The 25,610-nt window shown below is 66.5% G+C and carries 20 protein-coding genes; 14 read left to right on the forward strand and 6 right to left on the reverse strand.

Annotation, left to right across the window (positions count from 1 at the left end; genetic code table 11):
• The first annotated feature begins 8 nt into the window (after positions 1 to 8).
• The 4 genes from ABRP34_RS08345 to ABRP34_RS08360 all read left to right on the forward strand — a co-directional run bounded on the left by ABRP34_RS08345 (position 9) and on the right by ABRP34_RS08360 (position 2,735).
• Positions 9 to 668, forward strand: coding sequence for a class F sortase (locus ABRP34_RS08345; protein WP_353712843.1), 660 nt, complete (start codon positions 9 to 11; stop codon positions 666 to 668).
• Positions 669 to 911: 243 nt separating this feature from the next.
• On the forward strand, positions 912 to 1,571 hold the full coding sequence (locus tag ABRP34_RS08350) for a SipW-dependent-type signal peptide-containing protein (RefSeq protein ID WP_353712844.1): 660 nt from the start codon (positions 912 to 914) through the stop codon (positions 1,569 to 1,571).
• Positions 1,572 to 1,573: 2 nt separating this feature from the next.
• Positions 1,574 to 2,182 (forward strand): SipW-dependent-type signal peptide-containing protein, encoded by a 609-nt coding sequence (locus ABRP34_RS08355; RefSeq protein WP_353712845.1) that lies wholly within the window; start codon positions 1,574 to 1,576, stop codon positions 2,180 to 2,182.
• Between the two features lie 19 nt (positions 2,183 to 2,201).
• The gene (locus ABRP34_RS08360) at positions 2,202 to 2,735 is read left to right on the forward strand and encodes a signal peptidase I (protein ID WP_353712846.1); all 534 of its coding nucleotides are present in this window, start codon (positions 2,202 to 2,204) and stop codon (positions 2,733 to 2,735) included.
• A gap of 521 nt (positions 2,736 to 3,256) precedes the next feature.
• Here ABRP34_RS08360 and ABRP34_RS08365 read toward each other — a convergent pair.
• Together ABRP34_RS08365 and ABRP34_RS08370 are read right to left on the reverse strand one after the other, a co-directional pair.
• Positions 3,257 to 4,105 (reverse strand): phosphatidylinositol-specific phospholipase C/glycerophosphodiester phosphodiesterase family protein, encoded by an 849-nt coding sequence (locus ABRP34_RS08365; RefSeq protein ID WP_353712847.1) that lies wholly within the window; start codon positions 4,103 to 4,105, stop codon positions 3,257 to 3,259.
• A gap of 307 nt (positions 4,106 to 4,412) precedes the next feature.
• A complete protein-coding gene (locus ABRP34_RS08370; protein ID WP_353712848.1) occupies positions 4,413 to 6,395 on the reverse strand; it encodes an amino acid transporter in 1,983 nt (660 codons plus the stop codon).
• Positions 6,396 to 6,745: 350 nt separating this feature from the next.
• On the opposite strand from ABRP34_RS08370, the gene ABRP34_RS08375 reads away from it, so the two are divergent.
• Together ABRP34_RS08375 and ABRP34_RS08380 are read left to right on the forward strand one after the other, a co-directional pair.
• Complete coding sequence (locus tag ABRP34_RS08375) at positions 6,746 to 8,296, forward strand: potassium transporter TrkG (RefSeq protein WP_353713333.1); 1,551 nt, start codon at positions 6,746 to 6,748, stop codon at positions 8,294 to 8,296.
• Positions 8,289 to 8,981, forward strand: coding sequence for a TrkA family potassium uptake protein (locus ABRP34_RS08380; protein WP_003804080.1), 693 nt, complete (start codon positions 8,289 to 8,291; stop codon positions 8,979 to 8,981). The genes ABRP34_RS08375 and ABRP34_RS08380 overlap by 8 nt, the downstream gene beginning before the upstream one ends.
• 24 nt (positions 8,982 to 9,005) lie before the next feature.
• Here the strand turns inward: ABRP34_RS08380 and ABRP34_RS08385 are convergent, their stop codons facing one another.
• Entirely contained in the window at positions 9,006 to 9,377 is a 372-nt protein-coding gene (locus ABRP34_RS08385; RefSeq protein WP_353712849.1) for a hypothetical protein, read from the reverse strand.
• 349 nt (positions 9,378 to 9,726) lie between these two features.
• A complete protein-coding gene (locus tag ABRP34_RS08390) occupies positions 9,727 to 11,598 on the reverse strand; it encodes an O-antigen ligase family protein (protein ID WP_353712850.1) in 1,872 nt (623 codons plus the stop codon).
• 300 nt (positions 11,599 to 11,898) lie between these two features.
• Here ABRP34_RS08390 and ABRP34_RS08395 point away from each other — a divergent pair, with 300 nt between their 5' ends.
• The 8 genes from ABRP34_RS08395 (at position 11,899) to ABRP34_RS08430 (ending at position 23,402) form a co-directional block, all read left to right on the forward strand.
• On the forward strand, positions 11,899 to 16,551 hold the full coding sequence (locus ABRP34_RS08395; RefSeq protein ID WP_353712851.1) for a carboxypeptidase regulatory-like domain-containing protein: 4,653 nt from the start codon (positions 11,899 to 11,901) through the stop codon (positions 16,549 to 16,551).
• 220 nt (positions 16,552 to 16,771) lie between these two features.
• Positions 16,772 to 17,386, forward strand: a complete 615-nt coding sequence (locus tag ABRP34_RS08400; protein WP_043419362.1) for a hypothetical protein — start codon at positions 16,772 to 16,774, stop codon at positions 17,384 to 17,386.
• Positions 17,387 to 17,499: 113 nt separating this feature from the next.
• Entirely contained in the window at positions 17,500 to 18,270 is a 771-nt protein-coding gene (locus ABRP34_RS08405) for a YcnI family protein (protein ID WP_353712852.1), read from the forward strand.
• A gap of 452 nt (positions 18,271 to 18,722) precedes the next feature.
• On the forward strand, positions 18,723 to 20,204 hold the full coding sequence (locus tag ABRP34_RS08410; protein WP_353712853.1) for a PepSY domain-containing protein: 1,482 nt from the start codon (positions 18,723 to 18,725) through the stop codon (positions 20,202 to 20,204).
• A 107-nt stretch (positions 20,205 to 20,311) separates the two neighbouring features.
• Positions 20,312 to 20,488 (forward strand): CsbD family protein, encoded by a 177-nt coding sequence (locus tag ABRP34_RS08415; RefSeq protein ID WP_353712854.1) that lies wholly within the window; start codon positions 20,312 to 20,314, stop codon positions 20,486 to 20,488.
• A gap of 526 nt (positions 20,489 to 21,014) precedes the next feature.
• On the forward strand, positions 21,015 to 21,794 hold the full coding sequence (locus ABRP34_RS08420; protein WP_353712855.1) for a hypothetical protein: 780 nt from the start codon (positions 21,015 to 21,017) through the stop codon (positions 21,792 to 21,794).
• 160 nt (positions 21,795 to 21,954) lie between these two features.
• Entirely contained in the window at positions 21,955 to 22,647 is a 693-nt protein-coding gene (locus ABRP34_RS08425; protein ID WP_353712856.1) for a hypothetical protein, read from the forward strand.
• Between the two features lie 2 nt (positions 22,648 to 22,649).
• Positions 22,650 to 23,402, forward strand: a complete 753-nt coding sequence (locus ABRP34_RS08430; protein ID WP_353712857.1) for a class F sortase — start codon at positions 22,650 to 22,652, stop codon at positions 23,400 to 23,402.
• A gap of 205 nt (positions 23,403 to 23,607) precedes the next feature.
• On the opposite strand, the gene ABRP34_RS08435 is transcribed toward ABRP34_RS08430, so the two are convergent.
• Positions 23,608 to 24,282: a DUF1345 domain-containing protein gene (locus tag ABRP34_RS08435; protein WP_353712858.1), complete on the reverse strand. Its 675-nt coding sequence runs from the start codon at positions 24,280 to 24,282 to the stop codon at positions 23,608 to 23,610.
• A 362-nt stretch (positions 24,283 to 24,644) separates the two neighbouring features.
• On the reverse strand, positions 24,645 to 25,610 hold the full coding sequence (locus tag ABRP34_RS08440; protein ID WP_353712859.1) for a polysaccharide deacetylase: 966 nt from the start codon (positions 25,608 to 25,610) through the stop codon (positions 24,645 to 24,647).

Here is a 25,610-nt window from a genome sequence, read left to right on the forward strand (position 1 = left end):
AGCTCGCGTTGGAACCGCAGACGACGGCCAGCCGGCGCCAGCCCATCCGGCGGCGCTGGCTTGCCGTGCCCGCAATTGCTGCCGCGGGCCTGGCGGCCGCTCTCTTCCTTGCGCCGTCGAACGCTGTTCCCCCAAGTGGCGGCAGCACCGTCGCCGTTCCTTCAGCGCTTTCTTCAGCGGTGGGTTCCCCGAGTGCCGCGCCCGTTGCCCGCAAGGCAACGCGGCCGCTGGCGGCGGCGCCGACGGCGGTGTCGGTCAACGCCGTCGACCTGGACGTGCGGGTCCTGCCGCTGACGCCGAGTGCAGACGAGCTGGCTTCGGAATCGCTCGTTCCGCCGCTGACTCTCGACGCGTACTGGCTGACCAGCTACGGCGTGCCGGGTGCCGGGTCGACCAATACGACATACATCGTGGGGCACAGCTGGGACGGACGGGACGCCCCGTTTAACCGGCTCAGCGACAAGTCGCTCGTAGGCAAAGCGGTCACGGTCACCACTGCGAAGGGCACGCTGAGGTACCTGGTGGATTCGGTGACGACGCACGACAAGAACACGCTCAAGGACAGCGACATCTGGAACGTCGTTCCCAACCGCGTGGTGCTGATCAGCTGCTACACGGAGGACCCCTGGGGCAAGAACGTGGTGGTCACGGCTTCCCCCGCTCCATAGCAACGCTTCCTCAGCTTTCGTCGCTTCACGCCCGACGCTCCCTCAGCTTTCGTCGCCTGACGCCCGACGCTTCCTCAGCTTTCGTCGCTTCACGCCCGGCGCTCCCTCACCTCCAAGCGGGCTTGATCCAATCCTGATGGAATCCTGTGCGGATCTTAGGCGTGAGGAGGCAGGCAAGTGGGAGCGCCGTGGCAGTATGTATTCGGTTGGAAAAAATCAGACAAAAAATTCCTGGGGGGAACTATGTCCACGACTGAAATCACACCTGCTGTGACCTCGCCTTCTGATCGCAATTCGAAGCGCCGGAAGGCCAAAGCAATTCTTGCTGGCGGCCTTGTGCTTGGCATCGGTGCAGCCGTGACTCTGGCGGCTTGGAACGACTCCGAATTCGCCTTCGGAAACTTTGGCAGCGGGCAATTCAACGTCGAAGGTAGCGCGGACGGGACCACTTTCTCCGAGCACGGCTCGGCAGATCCCGCGGACAGGGCCAACCTTGCTTTCACCGCCAGTTACAACAACATGAGCCCAGGCGACACTGTAGCCGCTCCCTATGCGCTGCGGCTCGACGAGCTCACAAGCTACGGCGCGTCAGTAGTCGTTGACAGCGCGACGGCTGGCGGAGATGCAATGGCAGTGGCGAACCTGGCCTACCGCATCATCAAGGTCGACTCGTTCGCTGACTGCACGTCCACGGCAAACGGCACTGTAGTAGCTTCCGGACCAGACCTCGGTGCTGAACAGGATGTAGCGCCGTTCACTCTCGTCAAGCCAGAAAAAGTCGCCGGAGCGAACGCTCCTGGGGCTGCCACGAACGTGTGCATTCAGGTGACGGCTGGTGAAAACCTCCCGCAAGGCAAGGCGGCCACCGCGACTTGGAAGTTTGTCGCTACCTCCGTTTCCTAGGCATGAGCGGGGACATAGTCTCGCGCCACCCCACTTTCACCCGCGTACGCGCGGTCCTGGGTGGCGCCCTCGTCCTTGGCGTGGGCGCCAGCGTGACACTCGCTTCCTGGTCGGACTCCGAGTACGCAGCCGGCCAGTTCACAGCCAGCACGTTCCGTCTGGAATCCAGCACCGAAACCATCGCTTGGCGTGACAGCACATCGGCTGGCGCCTCCCTGGTGGTGAACGCCACTGGTTTGTCACCTGAATCGTCGAAGTTCGCGTGGCTGAAGATCCGCACGACGGCGGCTTCAACCGTAGGCGGAAAAGTCACCCTGACAAGGTCGACGCCCGATGGTGATTTGTCACCAGCGCTGGAGTACCGTGCGGTTCTGACGGACGCGGCATGTGATTCGAGCGCCTTCTCCAGTGCGGCGACGTATATAGCTGGGTCATCGTCGACATACCTCCCGGCAGCGTCAGTGCAGGGCACGGCTGTCGCAGTGCCAGTTGGCGCGCCCTTGGACGAGTTGCATTACTGCTTCGACGTCCGAATCAAGGCCGGCGCCGACAACAGTTATCAGGGCAAGAGCGCAACCGTCACGTGGCTGTTTACAGGAACCTCGGACTAGGCCGAAGGAGGAACAGGACATGAGTCGAAAGACGGGCAGCCGTGTAGGCAACGCCCTCCTCAACATCGCAGCGCTCGGCGGCACTGTCTGCATCATCCTGGTGATCCTCGCCTTTTTCTTCCAGATCACCCTGATCATGTTCAAGACCGGTTCCATGAGCCCGACCATTCCCGCCGGTTCGCTCGCCGTCGTGAAGAAAATCCCGGCGTCCGAGGTGCATGTGGGCGACGTCGTCACTGTGGACCTGGCGTCGGCACTGCCTGTGACGCACCGCGTTACATCTGTTTCTCCGGCAGAAGGCGGCGCAGCCAAAATCACGATGCGCGGCGACGCTAACCCAACCGACGATCCCCTGCCCTACGAAGTCCAAACAGTGCGGATCGTTCTCTGGTCCGTGCCGGAGCTCGCGTACACCGTCAACGCTGCCAACAACCCCCTGGTGCTTGGCGGCCTTACCGTCGTAATGGCCGTCGTGGTGACGTGGGCTTTCTGGCCGAGGGAGGAGCCCCGCCGTCGTCGAAATGAAAGCGAGCAGCAGGAAGTGGCGCCGTGAAGCGGAAACACCTCGCCGTCGTCGGGCTGTTCACTCTTGCTGCCGCCCTGGTGGTCGCTCCGCCGGAGCCGACGACGGCGGCCTGGACGCTGCCGCAGGGTGCTCAAGGGACGTTCACGGCCGGAACAGTCCTGCCGCCGACGTCACTCATGTGCACCGCGGGTGGTCTCCTTACAAAGGCTGCTTTTTCTTGGACAGCTCCGGTTAGCGGCGGCCTCACAAGGACCGAGTACCAGTGGACGCTCACTCCCCAGGGGGGACCAGCCTCATTGCCCAACCGCTTACCCGCATCGGCCACGGAGCTCACTGTCGACGCCGGCGTTCTCGACCTGGGCATCAGCACTGTTTCCTTGGTGGCTATGGGTCCGGGTGGCTGGAGATCAGTCGCAGTTGCGGGGACCGTCTCCCGAGTCTCGTTGATTGGCATTCCCGTGGCATCAGGTTGCAGCACTTGAGCAGCAAATCTTCCTTCGTCGAGGAGACGACGAGGGCCGGGCGTACTAGCCCCGGCCCTCGAAAAACTACTCGGGGCGCGCGCTCAGGAACCTGTCCAGCGCAGGAAGGTCGTCCGTGTTGATGTGGTCGACGCCGGCATCGAGCAGTTCGGTCCACATCGCATCGCGCGCCGCGCCTGGCTGGTCGGGCGTCGCCCAGAACCGCACCCGGTGCCCGTTGGCGTGGGCCGTTTCCACGTACGCGCGCAGCCTGGCGCGCTCTGCCTCCGGCATCGGCCCGACACCCTGCCACGTGAACAGCTTGGTCCAGTTGTCGCTGACCAGCGGCATCAGCCCGGCCGGCATCCCCGAAGCCAGGTCTGCCGACCGGCCGTCGTAGAAGCCAAACCGCTTGTCCGCTGCCTGCATCGTGGCGCGCGGGCGGTTGCCGCTGACGACTGCCGTGACCGGCCCGGCCGAAACTCTGCCGTTGGCGTAGCGGGTCATGAGCGCAGGGTGCTCAGCCAGTTCCTTCTCGACAGCCGCATAGGTCGTTTCGCCGTCGCTCTTGATGTCGATCAGCAGCTGCAGGCTGCCGTCCCAACCTGGGTAAACGCTGTGGCCCTGCTGGCGAACGAGCTTGTCCAGCGGGTCAAGGTAGAAGCTTTCGAGGGTAACACCGGCCCGCGCATCCGCGAGGTCGTGCGCCACCCGGAGCTCGCCGTCCACCAGCCAGACGTCAGCCTCCACACTGGTGAAACCGTGCTCCAGCGCGTCCAGCAGCGGCCGGTCGTGCTCGTAGTCGTTATGCGCGTGCGCTGCGGAATGCGGCTCCCCCAGCACGACGGCGGCATCCGGCGCCGCGGTGGATGGCGCCGCGCTTCCGGCGAGTGCCGTTAGGGCGACGACGGCGGTGACGGTGCTCTTGAGCAGCACAGGGTTCTCCTTCAGTGCGGTTGGGGACGCGGCCGCACTTCCCGGATTGGGAACGTCCGACGGCGTGCCCCACCACCCTGCCTGCCGGCAGCTAACGCTTGCCCACCGTCGCCTGACGCCCCGGTGAACAGGACATGTCGTGCGCCGAAAACCATCGTCCCGTGACCCTTGATCTCGACAGGCTCGATCAAAGGTGAGGACGCGTCCGGGAAAACCCGACGAAATGTGAGGACGCGTCCGGGAAAACCCGACGAGAGGTGAGGAAGCGTCCGGGAAAACCCGACGAAAGGTGAGGAAGCGTCTCGGGTTAGCCTACGTGGATGCCGGGGCGGCGGGCGGGGTCGGGCTCGTTTTCGCGGATGATCTCGCGGACCACGGGGGCGGTGTCGCCGCGGCCCAGGAGCAGGTAGCGCATCAGGTGGGCCAGGGGGTTGCCTTCGGCCCACTCGAAGTACGCGTGCGGCCGGACACCGGTGGCGTCGCGCAGGGCAAGCAAAATGGCCGCGATCGCGTTAGGCGCAGCGGGGCTGTCGGTGCGGAGGACGCGGTGCCCGTCCACCTCCACGCCCCTCACCGTGAGCACGTCACTGAATCCGGAGGGGTCCGTGACGTCGATCTCCAGGAACATCACGTCGGCTGTGCCGGGAACGGGGTTGTTCTCCCGCTGCGCCGCTTCCTTCTCTGCGTACTCGGCGGCGTCCCGGGCCTGCGGGCGGTTGGCGATCAGGTTGATCCGCCCGTCGTAGTCAATCGTGTCCGTGATGAAGCGGCGCGCGGTCTCGTCGAACTCGATCCGGTCCACCCGCAGCTCGGTGGTCCGCGAGACACGGGACACCAGTGAGACCACCACGATGCCCAGGATGAACAACCCGGAGATGGCCAGGCCGTCCGGCTTCTCGATCACGTTCTCCGCCAGGGCGTAGAGCATCACGAGGGTCAGGACGGTGAAGCCGACGGCGGCACCGCGATTCTTCTTGCGCGCGGCGGAGATGCTCACGGCCACCGCTCCGGAGACCATCATGAACAGGATCCCGGTGGCGTACGCGCCGGCCTGGGCGTTGACGTCGGCCTTGAAGCCGATGGTGATGAGAATGCTGATGGCGGTGTACACCAGGACCACGGGCCGCACCGCGCGGGACCAGTCCGGAGCCATGCCGTAGGAAGGCAGGTACCGGGGCACGATGTTGATCAGCCCGGCCATCGCGGAAGCGCCGGCGAACCACAGGATGAGGATGCTGCTGATGTCGTAGACGGACCCGAAGCCGTTGCCGAGCCGCTCGTGCGCCAGGTAGGCCAAAGCACGGCCATTCGCCGGCCCTCCCTCCTGGAATGCCTCGGCCGGGATCAGCACGGTGGTCACGAAGCTGCTGCCGATCAGGTACACGCTCATCACTACGGCCGCCGTCGTGAGGAGCTTGCGCGTGTTGCGGATCCGGTTCCGCAGCATCTCCTCCGGTGTGGACCCTGAGGCGGAAACCAACGGCATCATGCTGACGCCGGTTTCAAAGCCTGAGAGTCCCAGCACCAGCAGCGGAAACGCGAGGATCGCAGGCCCGGCGATATTGCCAAAGCCGCCGCCAAAGGACCCCAGTGAAGACATCCACGCGGCGACGGCACCCGGCAGGGTGACGGCGTCGTAAATTCCGGTGCCGATGATGACGGCGTTCAGCAGCAGGAAGACGCCCACCAGCGGAATGGCCACGGCCACCGCCTCGGAGAAGCCCAGCAGGAACACCCCGCCCAGGATCAGCAGCATCACCACGGTGATGGGAACCGCCTGGCCCTCGAGGAACGGCGGGAGATACGGGTTCTCCAGCATGTGCACGGTGGCGTCGGCGGCGGACAGGGTGATGGTGATGATCCACGACGTCGCCACGAACCCCAGCAGCACCAGCACGAACACCTTCCCGCGCCAGAACGGCAGCAGGTTCTCGAGCATGGCCACGGACCCCTGCCCGTGCGGGCTCTCGTGCGCCACCCGTCGGTACATCGGCAGCATGCCCAGCAGCGTCAGGGCCACGATCAGCAGCGTGGCCAGCGGCGACAGTGCCCCGGCGGCGAGCGCGGCGATGCCGGGAAGGTAGGACAGCGTGGAGAAGTAATCCACGCCGGTCAGGCACATGACCTTCCACCAGCTCTGCTGGTGCCCGGTGCCTTCCTCGGACTCCGGCCCCACCGGCTGGTGCACCTTGTGCTCGAGCAGCCACCGCGTGAGCGCACCGCCGGGGCCGTTTTCCCGCTCTGGGTTGGGCACACTGGCCGGAACGGAGTATTGGGCTGGTGCGGTCATGTGTGTCTTTCTGGTCTGGGTAAGGTCCGCCGTCGGGCCGCGGGAGGGGCGTCCGACGGCGGGGGCTACTTCGTTGCTCTGATGAGCCGGTAGATCATGTAGCCGGTTGCGCCGATCCCTAGGATCAGCCACAGCAACGGGGCGCTTTGGGTCAGCATGGCAGGACACGGCCTTGCGTGCTTGAGGTGGCCACGGGGTCCTTCGATTCACATGGGCAGTTTGCTGATGACCACGGGAGCCTAGCATCGGCCGGATTACGAAAAGCGCCAAAGCCGGGGATCTTAACGCTTTCTTAACGCCTCGTCCTTCACACCGGCCACAGGGATTTCCCCGGTGGTAGCGTGACGCGTATGCGCGACATTCCTGCCCCGAAGGCCCGGCCTGCGGGCAGGAACGCCCGGCCTCCAGGCAAAAGACTCCGGCCAGCAGCGAAAACTGCCAGGCTCGCAGCCAAATCGGCAGCGAAGACAGCCAAAGCCTCTGCCAGGACAGACCGGAAAGCGGCCGGAACGGACCGCGGGTTCGGCGGGCTGTGGCCCGGGGGTTCCAAAGTCTTCCCGCGCATCCTTAACGTCTTCGCACCACAGCACCCCGCCCAGGTGATTGTGCTCGGGTTCGCCGGTGCGGTCGCCCTCGGCACAATCCTGCTCATGCTGCCCATCGCGCGGAACGGCCCCGACGGCGCCCCGTTCCTCGATGCCCTGTTCACCTCCACGTCGTCCGTGTGCGTCACCGGGCTGATCACCGTCGATACTCCGGTGTACTGGAGCGGGTTCGGCAAGGTGGTGATCATGGCCCTGATCCAGATCGGCGGGTTCGGTGTCATGTCCTTCGGCACGCTGCTGGGGGTGCTCATGGCCCGCCGGCTGGGCCTGCGCTCACGGCTCTCGGCGGCCGCGGAGACCAAGAGCAACGGATTCGGCGACGTGCGCCGGGTGCTGCTCGGAGTGCTGGCCATCAGCCTCACCGTGGAGATTGTGCTCGCGGGGATGCTGGCCGCCAGGCTGGTCGCGGGCTACGGCTATGAGCCCGGGCATGCGCTGTGGCACGGCGTCTTCCACGCGGTGTCCTCATTCAACAACGCAGGATTCGCGCTGCACACGGACAACCTCATCGGCTTCGCCGGGGACCCCTGGATCTGCCTGCCCATCGCGGCCGCGGTGATCATCGGCGGCCTCGGCTTCCCGGTGCTCTTCGAACTGCGCCGGCAGTACCAGCGGCCCATCCACTGGAGCATGAACACCAAGCTGGTCCTGGTGGGCACGGCAGTGCTCCTCACCGCAGGCACCGTCTTCCTCACCGCCGTCGAATGGTCCAACCCTGCCACGCTCGGCGCCCTCAAGCCGGGCGAACGCGTCCTGGCCGGCTTCTTCCAGTCCGTCATCACCCGCACCGCCGGATTCAACAGCGTCGACATCGGGCAGATGCACGAGGTGTCCTGGCTGGGCATGGACATCCTGATGTTCATCGGCGGCGGCCCGGCCGGCACCGCGGGCGGCCTGAAGATCACCACGTTCAGCGTGCTGTTCTTCATCCTCCTGACGGAACTGCAGGGCGGCACGGCCGTGAACATCTTCGGCAAGCGGCTCTCCCGCGCCGTGCACCGGCAGGCCATCGCCGTGGTGCTGCTGGCCATCGCGCTGGTGGTGGGCTCCACGATGTTCCTGATGATCATCACCGATTTCGGCCAGGAGCGGATCCTGTTCGAGGTGATCTCCGCGTTCGCCACGGTGGGCCTGTCCACTGGCATCACGGCCGCCATGCCGCCGGCCGGCCAGGTGGTGCTGATCCTGCTCATGTTCATCGGCCGCCTGGGCCCGGTGACTCTGGGCGCCGCACTGGCTCTCCGCGAACGCCCGCTCCTATACGAATACCCGAAGGAAAGGCCCCTCATTGGCTAAGAACTTCTTCTCCCGTTCGCCCGAATCCGCGGCACAGGCGGATTCGGTGGTGGTCATCGGACTGGGCCGCTTCGGCGGCTCGCTGGCGCTGGAGCTCGAGGCCCAGGGCACCGAGGTGCTGGGCATCGACTCCAGCGAGGACACCGTGCAGTCCTACAACGGCCGGCTCACCCACGTGGTCCGGGCGGACTCCACCAAGGAGGAGGTGCTCCGCCAGCTCTCCGTCCACGAGTTCGACCGCGCCGTGGTGGGCATCGGCAGCGACATCGAGGCGAGCATCCTGACGACGTCGCGACTGCTCACATTCAAGAAGCCGCAGATCTGGGCCAAGGCCATCAGCGAACCGCACGCCGAAATCCTCAACCAGCTCGGCGTGGACCACGTGATCCGCCCCGAGCACGACATGGGCAAGCGCGTGGCCCACCTGGTCCGGGGCTCGCTGCTGGACTACGTCGAGTTCGAGGACGACTTCGTGATGATCCGCACCAGCCCGCCCACCGAGGCCCGCGACCGTCCACTGGGCGTGCTGGGGCTGCGCGACAAGTACGGCATCACCATCGTGGCGGTCAAGCGCCCCGGCGGCATCTGGGGCCACACCACCGCGCAGACCGTCCTGTACGACGACGACCAGATCATCGTGCAGGGCAGCAAGACGCAGGCGGAGCGGTTCAGCAACATGCCGTAGGTTTGCCGGCTGCCGCGTGGCCTGCTACCGCGTGGCCGGCGCCTCAATGAAGACCACCTGGCTCAGGCTTCTGACCGGGCGCCGCCTCCGGGCGGCAGGCTTGCCGACGGCGTTGGCCGGGTTCCCGGCGTCGGACTTCACTTTCGCGGCACCTGTGGAATGCCCGACGGCGTTCGCCGCCTTTCCGGCGGGGACGCGGCGCACGCTGAGCTGCTCAAGATCCAGCAGCCGGCGGGCGCCGGTCCGGGCGTCGATGATCCAGAACAGGTCGATGTCCCGGAGTGTGCTGCTCACGGTCCCCCGGTGCGCCAGCCGTCCACGGTGCCAGGCCTCGACCTCGTCGCCCACCGCCAGCTCCGCGCTGGACTGCACTTCAGGCGTCAAATGTTCGTTCACAGCCGGTCCCCCTCCCTTGGAATGTTGATGGGACCAGCCTGCACCATGATGTTTTCCAAAACGTTTCATGTGAGGTCGCGTTGTGTGTCTGCGCTGTTACCGGCTCTGCCAGCGAGCGCACCTCGTAAACTGATGCCCCGCTGACGGGGAATAAGACCGCCGGAAAATATGTGGGTCAATAACACGCAGGAAATAGAATTAAGCCCGAAATCGAGAAAACTGCGCCAATCTTGATCGTTTCCTGCGGCATTCTTAGCTTGAGTGTCTTCAGTTAAGGAAATATTCGTTAATCGCCACCAAGAGCCCTCCCCTTTTATGGATGCGCACCCTATGCATGGACAGAAACGGCCTAATTCCCCACTAGGGAATCTGCCCGCTGACTGGCAGCTAAAGCCTCCTGTGCGTGGCCGAGCCGCTGGTGGATATTCGCCAAAATACGCCATGGCGTCTCCAGGGACGGATCCAGCGAGGCCGCATGCTCCAAGTCGGCGATGGCTTCGGCGGGATGGCCCAGGCCGAACTGCGCCACACCGCGGTGGACGTAGAGGGCCGTCGAATACGGGGCGTCGGCGACCAGCGCGTCCAGCAGGTCTTTGGCCGCAGGAACGTCGCCGCTGTAAAGGTAGCCGAGCGCCAAGGCGGTGCCCGCCTCCTGCGAAGCGGGTGTCCGTTCCGTGGCGAGCCTTCCCCAATCCACGGCGTACCGGGCCGCCTCCTGGTCGCCCGCCGTTGCCGGGCCGGCGAACGCCTGGGCTGCGAGCAGCGCGGTGTCGCTGTCCCATGGTCGAAACTGCTGGGCCTGCACAAATGCCTGCTGCGCACCGGCGTTGTTCCCCGCCGCTGCCGCCCGGACTCCGGCACCCATGGGCCATTCAGCGAGGGCAGCGGGAACGGCAACGGCCAGCGCCGCGAGGACCAGCACCACGCCCGCCAGTCGCGGAACCGCACGCATTTTCCAGGCAGCATAGCCCGGGATGAACCGGTTGCCGGCTCCGGCGGGATTCCCGACGTCGGACCCCACCAGGCCCCCGCAGAGGAAGGCAACAAGTCCCGTGGTCCCGATCGAGGTGAAGTGGGTGAGGAGGGCCAGCGCGTAGGCTGCGACAGTCACCAGCACCACCGTGAGGTACCTGCGGTCTGGCGCAACCGGGGTCTCCCGCAACCGCCGGATCACAGCAATCACTGACACGGCGATCAAAGCCAGAACGAGCACCAGCAGCGGAAATCCGCCTGCGGCCAGCGCCTGCAGCGGCCAACTGTGCGGCGAGTCAGCAGGAAAGCTGTCGCCCACAGTCCGTGCCCATTCCCCGTTCACGTACGCGGGAAACGCGTCCACGAAACCGCTCGGACCTACGCCCGAGACAGCGTGGTCGGCGATCAGCCCGAGGGTCCGGTCCCACAGCAGCCACCGGCCATCCACCGTTCCGGCCGACAGCAGCCGATCCCTGGCGGCGGGAACCAGAAACACGACGACGGCGATGCCCGCCGCGGCGGCCGCGGCTCCGGCGGCGATTTTCAGCGGGGACCAGGACCTGCCCGCCATCCATGTGAAGGCGGCGAATAGCGCCACGACCAGGAGGGCCGCCAGCGCACCACGGGACCCGGAAAGCACAGCAACGCCGGCGCCGGCCAGCAAGCCCGCACGGCACAGCCAACCCTGCCAGGTGTTGCCCGGCCCGCCTTGCGCAGCCAGGACACCGGCAATCACGACGCCGGCCAGGCCTTGGTCGGTTGCGTTGCCCAGCGTCGCTCCCGGCCTTACGTCCTCAGCGCCGCCCAGAGGGCGCAGACCGGCGCCTTCCAGCGCGGCAATGACGAACAAGGCGATGCCCGCAACGGCCAGGGACAGGCTGAGCAGCGTGCGCCGCGGAGTGCCTGCGGAACCTCCCAGAACCTTGGCGCCGGTAGCGAAAACCGCCACGTACACAGCCAGTGTCAGCAGGCCTTCATAACGGGGCCAGCGTCCCGAGATACTCGCAAGAGGCGTGCCGGAGAGCAGCATCGCGACGGCGATCCACAGCACGCAAGCTGCCGTTACTGCCTTCACTGCCAGCGGGAGGCGCGCACCCACGGGCGACAGCAGGCCGGCGAAGACCGCGAGAATGACCACCACGAGCTTGACCCATACAAAGCGGAACAGTCCGCCGGGCTGGAAGGCCAGGAGAGAGGCGGCCATCAGGAGGATTGAGGCCCCGGGAAGACGGGAGATTGCTCGTTCCATGCGCAGCCTGCAGCCTTTCCCGCGAAATTGTCCCTAACCAACAATAGCCGCCCCTGCGTGCTGACTTTTCCACGGTCACTTTCCACGGACCGGTGAACGCAACATATAAATTCAGGGTGTTACACAATCGTTGGACAAACCCTATTCCACAGTTAGACTGAGGCGTTCTTTGACAATTTAAAGTGACGGCCGCGCCGTTTGCTGACCCATGGGGGGATAAAAATGCTCGCTAGGAGCGGGCGATTCCGTTTGCGAATCGCATTGTTATTATCGGTACTTTCGGCGCTCATAGTCACGGGGTTGGCACCGGCCAACGCGGTGGACCTGTCCGACGCCTCGATCAGCGGAAAGGTAACGGCGCCGGCGGGCGTTGACCTCACTTCTACGCAGGTCTACGCACACACCGCCGGCGGCTATTCGTACACCGGCTACAGCCAGGTCAATGAGGACGGCACCTACGCGATCAACGGACTGCCGGCAGGAACCTACAAAATTCAGTTCAGTGGCTCCAACTACTCCGGCGCCCTTGAACAGTGGCATGCCGGAGCTTCCTCGTTCGAGACTGCCACCGCTGTTACCCTTGCGGCCGGACAGGCGCTCACAGGAATTAATGCCAGCCTGGTCAAGGGTGCCACCATCAGCGGCCGGATCACCGGGCCCAGCGGCGTGGATATCGGTTCTGTCGGGGTATCTGTCCAAAGCACCGGCGACGACTGGTTCTCCGCGTATGGGTCGGTCAACCAGGATGGAAGCTACTCGGTGCGCGGCCTGCCTGCAGGCAGCTACAAGATCCAGTTTGCCGGCGGAAACTCCGGCGCTGTTACCCAGTGGCATGCGGCGGCGACGTCCTTCGACACAGCCACCCCCGTCACGTTGACGGCCGGCCAGGATCTGACCGGTATCAATGCGACACTCGTGCGTGGCGCGTCCATCAGCGGCACTGTAACGGTTCCGGACGGTGTCGATCCGAGCAGGATCCAGGTCGAGGCCCGGGACGTCAACGGGAACACTGCGGGCTTTGCGTACGCCAGTTCCGAAGGGACCTACAGCCTCCGCGGCCTGCGGGCGGGCAGTTACAAGGTTCTGTTTTCCTCTTATGGCACCGGTCTGCTGCAGCAGTGGTACCCTGGCGCCTCATCTTTCGACACCGCAACTGCGGTCACCGTCGCGGCAGGCCAGGACAAGACGGGAATCGGCGCATCCCTCGTCACCGGCGGTTCCGTCAGCGGAAAGGTCACCGCCCCCGCCGGAATCGACCTTTCGCTGGTCCACGCCACGGTGTACGAGGCCGCCGGACCAAACCCCAACTTCGTCGGATCCTCGTCAGTGAACGCCGACGGCACCTACAAGGTGGACGGACTCAGCACTGGAAATTACAAGGTGCAGTTCCTCGGTACCAACAGCGGCCTGCTGGAGCACTGGTACAACGGGGCGGCATCGTTTGGAACGGCCACTGCCGTTGCCGTCACGGCGGGACAAAACCACGCCGGGGTCGATGCTGCACTGGTGAAAGGCGCGTCCATCACCGGAAAGGTTTCTTCAGCCCCAGGCGTCAACCTTTCTGGAGTATGGATCTACCTCTATGATTCGGAAACTATGTCCTGGGCCGGGGGGATGCGGCCCGGCCCTGACGGTTCCTACCAGTTCGCAGGCCTCGCGGCAGGCTCGTACAAGATCCAGTTCAGCACGGGCAGCTCCGGAGCACTCGGGCAGTGGTACGGCGGTGCAGTTGCGGCATCTGCCGCCACACCCGTCGCAGTCAGCAGCAGCCAGGATCTGACACTGCCCGACACCGTGCTCATCAAGGGTGCAACCATCTCCGGCAAAGTCACTGCGCCCGCAGGCGTTGACCTTTCCGCCGTCTCCGTCTACGCGTATAACTCCAAGGGCAGCTTGTCGTACCCCGGCTACACCAACGTGCAGCCCGACGGCAGCTACAAGCTCGCCGGTCTCCCCCAAGGCGATTACGCCGTTTCGTTCTCGGGCTACAATTCCGGGGCCCTGGACCAGTGGCACGCGAATGCCACCTCCCGGGAATCGGCCACCGTACTGCCCGTCGCCGCGGGTCAGGACGTCACCGGCATCAACGCGACCCTGGTAAAGGGTGCAAGCATCAGCGGCAAAGTCACCGTCCCGGAAGGGGTCACCCTGTCCGGGGTGTCCGTGTCCGCCAGCGGAGAGGGCAGCCCCTACGGCACGTACGCGAGCGTGAACGGTGACGGCACCTACAAGGTGAAGGGCCTCCCGGCTGGCAGCTACAAGGTCAAGTTCTCCAACTACAACTCCGGGGCACTGGACGAGTGGTACAACAACGTGCAGACCGAGGCCGCTGCCACGCCCGTTGTCCTGGCAGCAGGCCAGGACAAGACGGCGGTTGATGCGACGCTTGCGAAGGGAGCGACCATCGGCGGCAAGGTCACCCTGCCCGCGGGCGTGAACGCCTTTGCCGTCAGCGTCGGCCTCTTCAAGGCAGCCGATGGCGCATCGGTTAGTTCTGTCCAGCTCAACAGCGACGGCACGTATGCGCTGCGCGGAGTCCCGGCAGGCAGCTACAAACTCCGGTTCGCCGGATACAGCAACGCTGGTGTGCTGGCCAGGTGGTACACCAATGCCACTTCGCTGGCCACCGCCACTCCGGTGACAGTCACCGACGGCCAGACCCTCACGGCCATCAACGCCGCCCTCGTCAAGGGCGGTGCCATCAGCGGCCAGATCACGGCTCCGGCGGGGACGCGACTGACGGCGTCGGAAATCGTCGCCACGAAGACCGGAACCATCGATGATTCTTCCGTTCACGGTTGGGTCAATACAGACGGAACCTACAGCATCGTCGGACTCGAAACGGGCACCTACAAGCTGCGCTTCCTCGGCGGCCAGAGCGGCGCCGAGGACCTCTGGTACGGAGGAACAACAGCCGCCACCGCCAATTCCGTCGCGGTGACCGCGGGCCAGACTGTCGCCGGCGCGAACATGACGGTTCTTAAGGGGGCGACCATCAGCGGCAACGTCTCCGGGGCAAGTGGCCAGCCCGGCTACCTGCTCAGCGTCCTGGATTCAGCCGGCAAGCTGGTCAAAAACAGCTACTCGGATGAGGCCGGCAACTACAGCGTGGTCGGCCTCGCTGCGGGTTCCTACAAGGTGGCGTTCAACCGCTCCAGCGGGTTCACCCAGGACGAGGCGCAGTACTACCAGAACCAGCCGGAATCCGCCGGCGCGGGGCAGGCACAGTCCATCCCGGTCACCTCCGGGCAGACAGTGCCCAACATCAACGCCAGCCTCACAGCCGGCGGCTCCGTGACCGGCACCGTGCTGGACAAGGCTGGCAAGCCGGTGGGCAATGCCCAGATTCAGGCCTACACGCCGGACGGCTCGCTGGTTACCCGCAGCGCGGGCACCAGTGCCACCGGCAAGTACACCCTGAACGGTCTTACCTCCGGCAGCTACATCATCAAGGTGCACGGAGCCTTGTCCGGACGCGGTGACCTCTACTCCGGCAACAAGACCGCGGAGGCCACGGCAACCAAGGTCAGCGTGGTCAGGGGCAGCGCCACAACGCACGACCTGTCCTACGCGGCAGTAGTGGAGACCCTCACCGCACCCACCCCCACCGTCAAGGGAACGGCCAAGGTGGGCTACACGCTGACGGGGGCTCCCGGAACCTGGGGACCCGCAGGTGTCACATTGAAGTACCAGTGGAAGGCCAACGGCGTCGACATCACCGGCGCCACCGCCACCGCCTTCAAGCTGACGGCGGCACAGGTCGGCAAGACACTGACCTTCAGTGTGACGGGCACCAAGGCCGGCTACACCACGGCAACCAAGACCTCCGCCGCCACCGGCACGGTCATGGCACTCAACCCCGTCCTCACTGCGCCGACTCCCAAGATCACCGGAACGGCCAAGGTGGGCTACACGCTGACCGCAGTTCCGGGAACCTGGGGACCGGCACCCATCACCCTGAAGTACCAGTGGAAGGCCAACGGGATCGCCATCGCCGGCGCCACGGCGAGCACCTACAAGCCGTCCGCGGCGGTGGTCGGCAAGACCATCAGCGTCACGGTCACCGGCAGCAAGGCCGGCTACAACACCGCGGCCAAGACGTCGGCACTCACCGCACGGGTCGCCGTCGGAACCCTTGCCGCACCGGTTCCCAAAGTCACGGGAACCGCAAAGGTGGGCTACACGCTGACCGCAGTTCCCGGAGCCTGGGGACCTGCTCCGGTCACCCTGAAGTATCAGTGGAAAGCGAACGGGGTCGCTGTCACCGGTGCCACCGCCAGCACCTATAAGCCGGCTGCGGCCGTGATCGGCAAGACCATCAGCGTGACGGTGACCGGCTCCAAGGCGGGCTTCACGACGGCGGCCAAGACGTCGGCACTCACCGCGAGGGTCGCCGTCGGGACCCTGACGGCACCGACTCCGGTGCTCAGCGGCGCTGTCAGGGTGGGGGCCGCCCTCACTGCGGCAGGCGCCTGGGGGCCGGCTCCGGTCACCCTGAAGTACCAATGGAAGGCGAACGGCGTTGCCATCACGGGCGCCACGGCAGCCACGTACACGCCGACAACAGCGGTGCTCGGCAAAACCCTGACGGTCACTGTGACGGGTTCCAAGGCCGGCTTCACCACGGTCACCAAAACCAGCGCGGTATCGGTCAAGGTGGCGGTTGGCGTGCTGACGGCACCCGTGCCCACCATCTCGGGTTCGCCAACAGCGGGATCGGTCCTCACGGTTGTTCCTGGGGCGTGGGGGCCGGCGCCGGTCACGCTGAAGTACCAGTGGTACCTCAACGGCATGCCTCTTTCCGGGGCCACCGGAACCACCTATACGCCGATGCTTCCCGGAGACGCGATCAGCGTCAGAGTCACGGGCTCCAAGCCCGGCTTCACGACGGCGGAGAAAACCTCCGCCCCGACGCCGACAATCACGTTGCGCGAGCCGGCTCCGGTGGGCTAACCGCCGTCGAACGGCTACGGCCAGACGAATGCGGCAGGGCCGCTGCAACTCCATCCGGGGTTTGCAGCGGCCCTTCCGTTTTGCGGCATGCCCCTCCTGGGGGAACGGGCCCAGCAAAGATCCGTCATAAACGTCCTGCAGTGTGATCCGCATCATACTATGGCGGGGAATGTATTCTGCTGCTGAAGCCAATGTCGTCGCCCAGGAGAAAGGACAGCCCGTGAAGCCTCATGCTTCGTTCCGCTTGTTCCGCTCCGGGCTGATCGGGTCCATCGTCCTGGGCCTGGCCGCCGGCGGACACCTCGCCGGTGGTGGCCAGCTGCCCACGCCGGCAATCCTCGCCGCCCTGTGCGCCGTGACCATGGTTCCGGTCGCGGCCATCACGCGTTTCAAACTGTCGATGCCGGTTCTCACCGCGCTGATAGGCGGCGGACAGGCCTGGCTCCACTGGGCATTCGACGCCATGTCCGCGGAAACTCCGACGGCGATTTCCCCGGCGTTGCTTTCGGGACACGCCGGACACACGCCGTCGTCCCTGAACCACGAGGCGCTGATGATGGCCGGCCCGGCGCACGGGTCCGCTCCCGACGGACTCATGTTCGCCGCCCACGCCGTCGCCACCCTGGCCACAGCGCTGCTCCTTGCCCATGGCGAGCGTGCCCTCGGAGTACTGGCCGACTGGCTGGGCCCGCTGTTTTGGGACGCCGAACCGTCCGTCGTCGTTCCCGCCGGTGCCCCATTCCCGTGCGCCGCTGCTGCGGTCCTTCCGCCTAAGCACCACTCGGTCCGCCTGCCTTCCCGGCGCGGGCCTCCGCTGCTCGCAGCCGCCGCGTAGAGACACTTCCTTTCACAACTGGCAGGAACTTCCGACGGCGGTTCTTCCGCTTTCCGGACAGGCCCAAGGCCTGATTTTCCTGACCCCTAAAACCTGTGAAAGGCACTCCTGCCATGAATACCTCCCTTCGCCGTACCCTCAAAGGCACCGCAGCCGCCACGCTGGCGGCCGGATTCCTGGCCGCCGGCGCGGCCGCCGCTTCCGCCCACGTCACCGTTGACCCGTCCGCTACCTCGGAGGGCGGCTTCACCAAGCTGACATTCAGCGTCCCCAACGAATCCGAGACCGCCAAGACCAACAGGCTCGAAGTGAAGCTGCCCACGGACACGCCGCTGACCTCCGTCTCGGTCCTGCCCATCGACGGATGGAAGGCCGAAGTCATTACCACCACCCTGCCCAAGCCGGTCGAGGTGGCCGGGGCAACCGTGACCAAGGCGCCCACCAGCGTGGTCTGGACTGCTGACGCCGCGCACCAGATCGGGCAGAACCAGTTCCAGATGTTCACCCTGTCTGTCGGCCGCCTGCCCGCAGCCGGCACCACGGTGATCCTGCCCGCTGCGCAGGGCTACACGGACGGGACCACCGTCAACTGGGCCGATGCCGCAGCCGAGCACCACCACGCCTCCGCAGCGTCGTCCGAGCCTGCCGCGGAAGCTAAAAAGTCCCGCCCGGCACCGACCTTCGTCACCACGGCAGCCGGGAGCGACGACGCCCACGCGGCGGCCAGCCCGGCAGCCACGCAGGCGTCGGCAGTGGTGCCGGCCGCCTCGGCGTCCTCCTCCGGTGGCGACACTGCCGGGTGGGTCGGGCTGGCTGCAGGACTGATCGGCCTCGCCGCGGGCGTGACAGCGCTGGCCCGTACCCGCGCCAGCCGCGGCAACTAGGCACCGGGGGAACCAGTGACCGCGGCAGCTGGCACCCGTGCAACTAGAAACCGCCGTCACCACTGACCGCGGGCCCTTCCCCCGCGGTCGCTAGTCCGAGCGGCAACCGGCTCTCCAACGCTTATCTGCTGAGCGCCTCACGCCCCACTAACCGGGCGTGAGGCTGCTTCGCGCTACCCACAAACACTTCGCGCTGCCAGGACGCATTCCACTGCCCATACGCATTCCGCCGTGCTCCGGGATGTTGCGGCTTCGGGATGTCACGGCTTCGGGGCGTCACGCGCCTCGGGATGTGATGCGCCACGGCCACGCGCCGTGCTGCCACCCCGCCGGGCATCCCACCGCGGATCCCAGCGGGCCATCCCACCGGGGCATCCCAGCGAGCGCTCCCAGCGCCCAGCCGGCCCGGCGCGCACTTCGGCAACGCCGCCAAGACCTCGAAAGACAAAACCATGACTGTATTAGCCAACCCCCAAAGGACCACCCAACAAACCCCGCCGGCCACCGCTCCCGCCGGCAACGCACCGGAGGGCCGCGGATGGTTCCGCGCGTTCCTGCTCCGGCTTCACTTCTACGCCGGAATCCTTGCCGGGCCGTTCCTGCTCATCGCCGCGCTCAGCGGCGGCCTCTACGCCGTCACGCCCCAAGTGGAACAGGCCGTCTACGCCAAGGAACTTAACGTCTCCGCGGTCGCGCAGCCGATGCCGCTGTCGGCCCAGGTGAAGGCAGCCATCGACTCCGCCGGCGGCGCCACGCCTGTCGCCGTGCGCCCGGCACCCGGCTCCGAGGACACCACCAGGGTGCTCTTCGCGGACCCTTCACTGGGTATGTCCGAGTACAGGACCGTCTTCGTGAATCCCGGCACCGGCGAAATCCGCGGCGACCTCACCACCTACGGCAGCAGCGGCGCGCTGCCGATGCGCACCTGGATCTCCACCCTCCACCGCTCCCTGAATCTCGGCGAGCCCGGCCGGATCTACAGCGAGCTTGCCGCCTCCTGGCTATGGGTGGTTGCCCTCGGCGGGCTGGGGTTGTGGATCGACAGGATCCGCCGACGCCGGACCTCACCCCAGAAAGCCCGTCCGGCGTCCGGCCGGGCCAGGACGGTCTGGCTCCACGGCACCACAGGCACCGTCATGCTCGCGGCCTTCCTGTTCCTCTCCGCCTCCGGCCTGACCTGGTCGGCGCATGCCGGCGACAACATCACGGCCCTGCGGACCAGCCTCGGCTGGCTGACCCCAACCGTTTCCACCTCCTTGAACGGACAGGCCTCCGCACCGGCCGGTGACCACTCCAGCCACGGCTCGAGGTCGGCACCCGTCAGTGCCGCGGCGGACCCGGCGGCCTACGACACCGTCCAACGGATCGCCAGGGCGGACATCATCACCGCACCGATGGTCGACATCAAGCCGCCTGCCTCTGAGGGGAAGGCCTGGACCGTGACCGAGGCAGGCAGGGAATGGCCCGCCACGGCGAGCGCTGTGGCCATCGACCCGGAAACCGAAAAGGTCACCAGCCACGCCGATTTCAAGGACCTCGGCCTGGCGGCGAAGCTGACCCGCTGGGCCATCGCGGCGCACATGGGCCTGCTCTTCGGGCTGCCGAACCAGCTCGTCCTGCTCGCTGTGGCCGCCGCCCTGGCCGCGATGGTGGTCTGGGGATACGTGATGTGGTGGAAGCGCCGCCCCACCCGCGGCAGTGCCTGGGCCATGGGCCGGCCGGCTCTGCGGGGAGCTTTCGTCCGCGGACACTGGGCCGGGATCCTGACGGCGATCACGGCGATGGTCCTTGTGGGTATGTTCCTGCCGCTCCTTGGCTGGAGCCTGCTCGGTTTCATCCTCCTCGACGCGGCGATAGCGGAAGCCAAGCACCGCCGTCGTCGTCCATTGGAACCGGAACCGGCAGTGGACCCGGAGCAGGTCCCTTCCCGGTAGCGCCCTGGCGCGCAAAGTGGGCATGGCCGCCCCGGCCCGCCGTCGATAGACTGATAATGGCCGCCGCGGCAGCAGGCCGCCCCGGCTTTCCCGAACAGGAGGTCACGATGGGTTTGGGTGACAAAATCCACAATGCCACCGAAAAACTCCACGGCAGAAGCAAGGAAGCGGCCGGCCGCGCTACCGGAGACGAACGGCTCCGGTCCGAAGGCAGGGCCCGCCATATCAGGGCCGACCTCAAGCAGGCCGGCGAAAAGATCAAGGACGCCTTCAGGAGGCACTAAGGTCCCGCATTAGAGCTCGAGGCCCTGTCCGGTAAGAGCGGACAGGGCCTCGCCGCGCCTGCGGACTGGCCCCGGACGTTCTGAGGCCTAGAGGCGTTAAAAAAACGTTAAGATTGGCGCCGCCAGCGGAGGAACTGCTGTTGCGGCGAAGGGCGGCACAGTACCGTTGATCCATGCCGTCCTGCGATGGCCCCAACACCGCAGGGCGGCATTTTCATGCCCTCCGGCGGGTGCTTCCCGATCGGCGGATTGCCAAAAGCAGGTCGGCGGATTACCAAAAGTGGCCGCCCAACCGGTCCCGAGGCGGCCTCTTTCGGTAAATAGACGCGCCACTAGGACGTGCTCCCGCGCGAACGAACACTTAAGCCCCGGCCCCGTGCCGCCTGCTGCGGAAGCACATACGGGACGGACCAAAGAAAAAGTAAGCCACCTCACTTTTCGCCCATCCGGCCCTCGCGCCGCTCCGAACTGCCTGTGTCCCATCCACGGGAGAACTGCAACCACTCGCACAAGGAGAACGCTTCCGATGAATAGTACTTTGCGACTTTTGGCCGTCCCCACGCTCGCGCTCGGTGCCCTTGCCCTGTCCGGCGCACCGGCCGTGGCAGCCGACGGCCATCAGACCTACCAGGCAACGCTGGGCCAGCTGAACGGCAGCTCCGCCGCGGGCACCGTCACCCTGCACGTCACCGGCGACCAGGCGCACGTGGTCCTCAATGTCTCCGGCCTCCCCACTACCTTCATGGACGCCCCGTATCCGCACGTGCAGCACATCCACGTCGGCGCCAAGGGCCAGTGCCCCGCGCCCGGAGCCGACACGAATGGTGACGGCGTCATCTCCACCACCGAGGGCGCCCCGGCCTACGGCAAGATCGGCACCACGCTCTCCACCAGCGGGGACACCAGCCCGGCAGCCGGCCTGGACCTGAAGGTCGCCGGCCAGGGCGGCGCCTACACGATCGACCGCAGCTTCCCGCTCAACGCCGAAACCAGGGCAGCCCTGCAGAACGGCACCGCCGTCGTGGTGGTCCACGGGCTGGATCCCGCAACCCTGAGCGCCGCCGGCCAGACCGCCAAGAGCGACCTTGTGCCCAGCCTGCCGCTGGCCGCCACGTCGCCGGCCCTCTGCGGCGCCCTTGCCGTCGGCCAGATGAACATGCCGGTGGGCGGCGCTGACACCGGCGTTGCGCAGACTCCGCAGAAAAACGACGCCGGAGTGCTGGCTTTGGGCGGTGGCCTCGTGTTGGCTGCCGCTGCCGGTGGAACCTACATCGTCCGCCGCCGGGGGGCAGCCGACGCCGCGTAGTTTCTGCGCCGGGTCCCTGACGGGGAGATGACGGGCACGGGTTCCGGATGCCGCGGACGCCTTGAGGGATTCCGCGGCCGCCGGACTCCTGCCCGTCCCCCACTCCGGGACCGCTGACGGACCAGCCCCGCCGTACGACCCACCAGGACAGGACGCGAGAATGAACAGAGCATTGAAAGCCCGCACCCACACCATGGCGTCATTGGCCGTCGCGTCGCTCCTGCTGTCCGGCTGCGCAGCAGCCGCGGGAAGCACCAGTCCGGTCGAGTCTGCAGCGGCAACCGCAACAACAGCGCCGGCGACAGCACCGCTGTCGGAAGTGCCGGCGACAGCACCGCTGTCGGAAGTGCCGGCGACAGCACCAGCGGCGAGCGCAGCCGCCACGCACTCTGGTGACCAGCACACGCCAACACAAGCAGCCGGCCCCTCCAAAGCCTCCCAGATGATCTGCGCCCAGGAAACCAGTGACGACATTGCCTCCATCCTTGCCCTGACGGAGCCGCCGCACACGGTCGACAACTGGGCAGGCGCCACCTACACCTGCACCTACCACCTGGCCGACGGCCCGCTCGTGATCTCGGTGAAGGAATCCCCAGGCCCCGCCGCGGCGCGCAAGTACTTCGACGCCCTGCAGGGCAAACTCAAGGCCGAACCCATCAGGGGCCTGGCCAACCTCGGCTTCCCGGCGGCCCAGACCCCCGATGGGTCGGTCGTCTTCCTCAAGGACAGCAGCACCCTGCACGTCAACGCCGCCGCGCTGCCCGCCGCCGTCGGCCCCCAGGACGTGACGCACACCGACTTCGCCTACCAGGTGGCCACCACCATCCTGGCCTGCTGGAAGGAACACCACTGAGCATGGACTTCCCCGCCGCCACGTCTCCCGCGCGCTGCCGCAAGAAGCACGCGGCCGCCCTCCTGCTTCTCGGCGCACTCGTCCTGAGCGGCTGCGGAACGGCGGCGCCGTCGTCGGCCCCTTCACCGGGCACGCCGTGGGCCGTACAGTCCGACGCGGCGCAGTCCGCCGGCCCGGCATCTACATCCCCGCCGGCGTCACCCGCGAAAAGTACGACGGCGGCGGCCGCCCCAGCGGCCAAGGTCCCCTCCCCTGCACGGCCGGCACCTGCTCCTGCTCCTGCTCCTGCTCCTGCTCCTGCTCCTGCGACCGTCACGGTCCCGGCCATCGGCGTGCAGTCGCCGCTGGTGAAGCTGGCTCTGCGGCAGAACGGGTCTCTGGAGGTGCCGCCGGACGGACCGGGCGCGCCTGCCGGGTGGTATTCGGGATCGCCGTCGCCCGGCGAAACTGGCCCGGCGGTGGTGCTCGGCCACGTCAACGCCACCGATGGAGGTCCGGGCGTCCTCGCGAACCTCCGCGGCCTCAAGCCCGGCGCGGAAATCACGGTGCGCCGCGCCGACCGCAGCACCGTCGTCTTCACCATGACCAGGGCCGCAGCCTACAGCAAGAACAACTTCCCCACGCTCGAGGTATACGGCAACACCAAGGGTCCGGAGCTGCGGCTCATCACCTGCGACGGGTACGACCCCGCCACTGGCCTCTTCAACGACAACTACGTGGTGTACGCCAAGCTCAAATCCAGGTCGGCCGGCTGACGCTCCGCCTTTCTGCCGTTTCACCGTTTCACCGTTGCGCCCAAAAGGGTCGCTCGGAGTGGGTTCGAAGCGGCCCTTTTTGGTAACTCGTCGCGGCAGGGGGCTTCCAAGCGGCCCTTTCTGGTATCTCGACGAGGCAACGAGGTTCGAAGCGGCCACATCGGGCGAACCGGCCCTTCTGGCAAGACTTCGCGGCGAGGACCCTTTAGTGGACCAGGCCGGAGACCAGGTTGATGACCGTTGCCAGCACGATCGCGCCCAGCAGGTAGGACAGCAACGCCTGGCGAAGCACCGTACTGCGAATTGCATCCGTTTTGAGGTTGGTATCCGAGACCTGGTAGGCCATGCCCACGGTGAAGGCCAGGTACGCGAAGTCCATGTAGCGCGGCGGCTTGTCCTCATTGAAGTCGACGCCGCTCTTGTCGCGGTAGTAGATGGAGGCGTAGCGCAATGTATAGAGCGTGTGCACGAGGAACCAGGACAACGCCACGCTCCCCAGAGCCAATGCGATGATGCCCGATTTGGCTGGGCCTTCGCTGTTGGAGGCATCCCCGAGGATCAGGGCAACGCCTCCGAAACTTGCCACCGTCGCGGCCAAGACCAGGGCGTCGGAGGCGGCCCGGCCAGGATCGTCACGCCGGGCGTGGGCAGCCGTGGCCGCCGCGGGCAGGCGCCCGATGATGGCCCACACCCAGACGAGATAGGTGGCGGAGGCGGCCGCCCACCCCAGAGCCGGCGCATAAGTCCACGTCTGCAAGAGCCCCACCGCAACAGCCACAGCCAGTCCGACGACAACCATCACCAGCAGCCTGAGCCGTGAATGATGCGCCGGCCGGTCGAAGTTTGATGCCTGGTGTCCTGCCCCGCCCACTCTGCTCATCGTCTGATCATTGCAGTTTCCAGGCTCGTTCCGGCTCCGCGCCGCCGCAGGTCCGGAAGCCCCGGGGGCGGTGAGGGGTGGTCGCTGCCTCTAGTTTGCCGTTTCGCCAGCCGTTTCGCCAAAAAGGGCCGCTTGAAGTGGATTCGAGCGGCCCTTTTTGGCGAAACGGCGAGGCAAGAACTCTCGAAGCGGCCCTTTTTGGCAAAACGCCGCGCGTGCAGAAACCCCGGAAGCGCGAATGGACACTTAAGCCCCGGCTGTGGGGCCTCAAGTGTTCGTTCGCGCTCCGTTGAAGGGCCTCAAGTGTCCGTTCGCGCCCGACGAAGGACCCTGGGTGTCCGTTCGCGCTCGACGAAGCCGCGCTAGCTGAGCGCCGGCACCTGCACCCGGCCCGGCTTGAAGCGGGCGCCGAAACCGGGAGCAACAGGCACGTCGATCCGCGCGTGGGTGTGGAGTTCGCTGACGGTCGCTTTCGTGTGCTCCGCGATCTGCTCCAGGGTGGTCACCCACATGCCGTCCATGCCCTTGACCCGCTCGATCAGCTGTTCCAGGGCCACAGCCTTGGACGGCCGGCCCGAGATGAACGGGTGGTTCGTGAGCACGAAGCAGCTTCCCTGCGAGTGGTGCGCCTGCGCCTCGAGCGTCCACATCTCCAGCACCTTGGCCGGGCTTTCGATCACGCCGCTGCCCGTCACACCGGGATAGAACGCGTACTGCTCCCAGTCATCCAGCGTCCAGTCGACGGGGATCTCCACGATGTCGCGGGTGTCGCCGGCACCGGCGGGAGAACCCGAGGAGACCGACATCCGGTACGGCGCATCGCCGTCGAGCAGGCTGGAGTCGTAGAGGAAGCCGCGGTCCGCGAGCAGCGCCGGCGAGTGCCAGTTCAGCTCCCACCACGGGGCGCGGTATCCCACCGGCCGGATCCCGGCGACCTTCTCCAGCGCCTCGAGTCCCCGGTCGATGTAGCTCGCCTCGGTGGCTGCGTCGATCCCCTGCATGGGCTCGTGCAGGTACCCGTGGTGCGCTACCTCGTGGCCGCCGTCGACGATCTGCCGCACCACGTCGGGGTAGCTTTCGGCGGTGAAGCCGGGGATGAAGAACGTCCCCCGGACGTCCTGCCGCGCGAGGATCTGCAGCAACCGCGGCACCGCGACCTTGGGCCCGTACGACTGGTGGCTCATGAGCGACATGCGCCGGGTGCTGGTGGGGTCGTGCGCGATGACGCAGGATTCGGCGTCGACATCGAAGGTGAAGGATGCGGCGGCAGTGAAGCCGGCGGGCCAGGTGATGGGGTGCTGGGAATCCGCGAAGGCGCTGGTGCTCAT

The sequence above is a fragment of the Arthrobacter sp. K5 genome (assembly GCF_040448525.1).
Taxonomy (GTDB): domain Bacteria; phylum Actinomycetota; class Actinomycetes; order Actinomycetales; family Micrococcaceae; genus Arthrobacter; species Arthrobacter globiformis.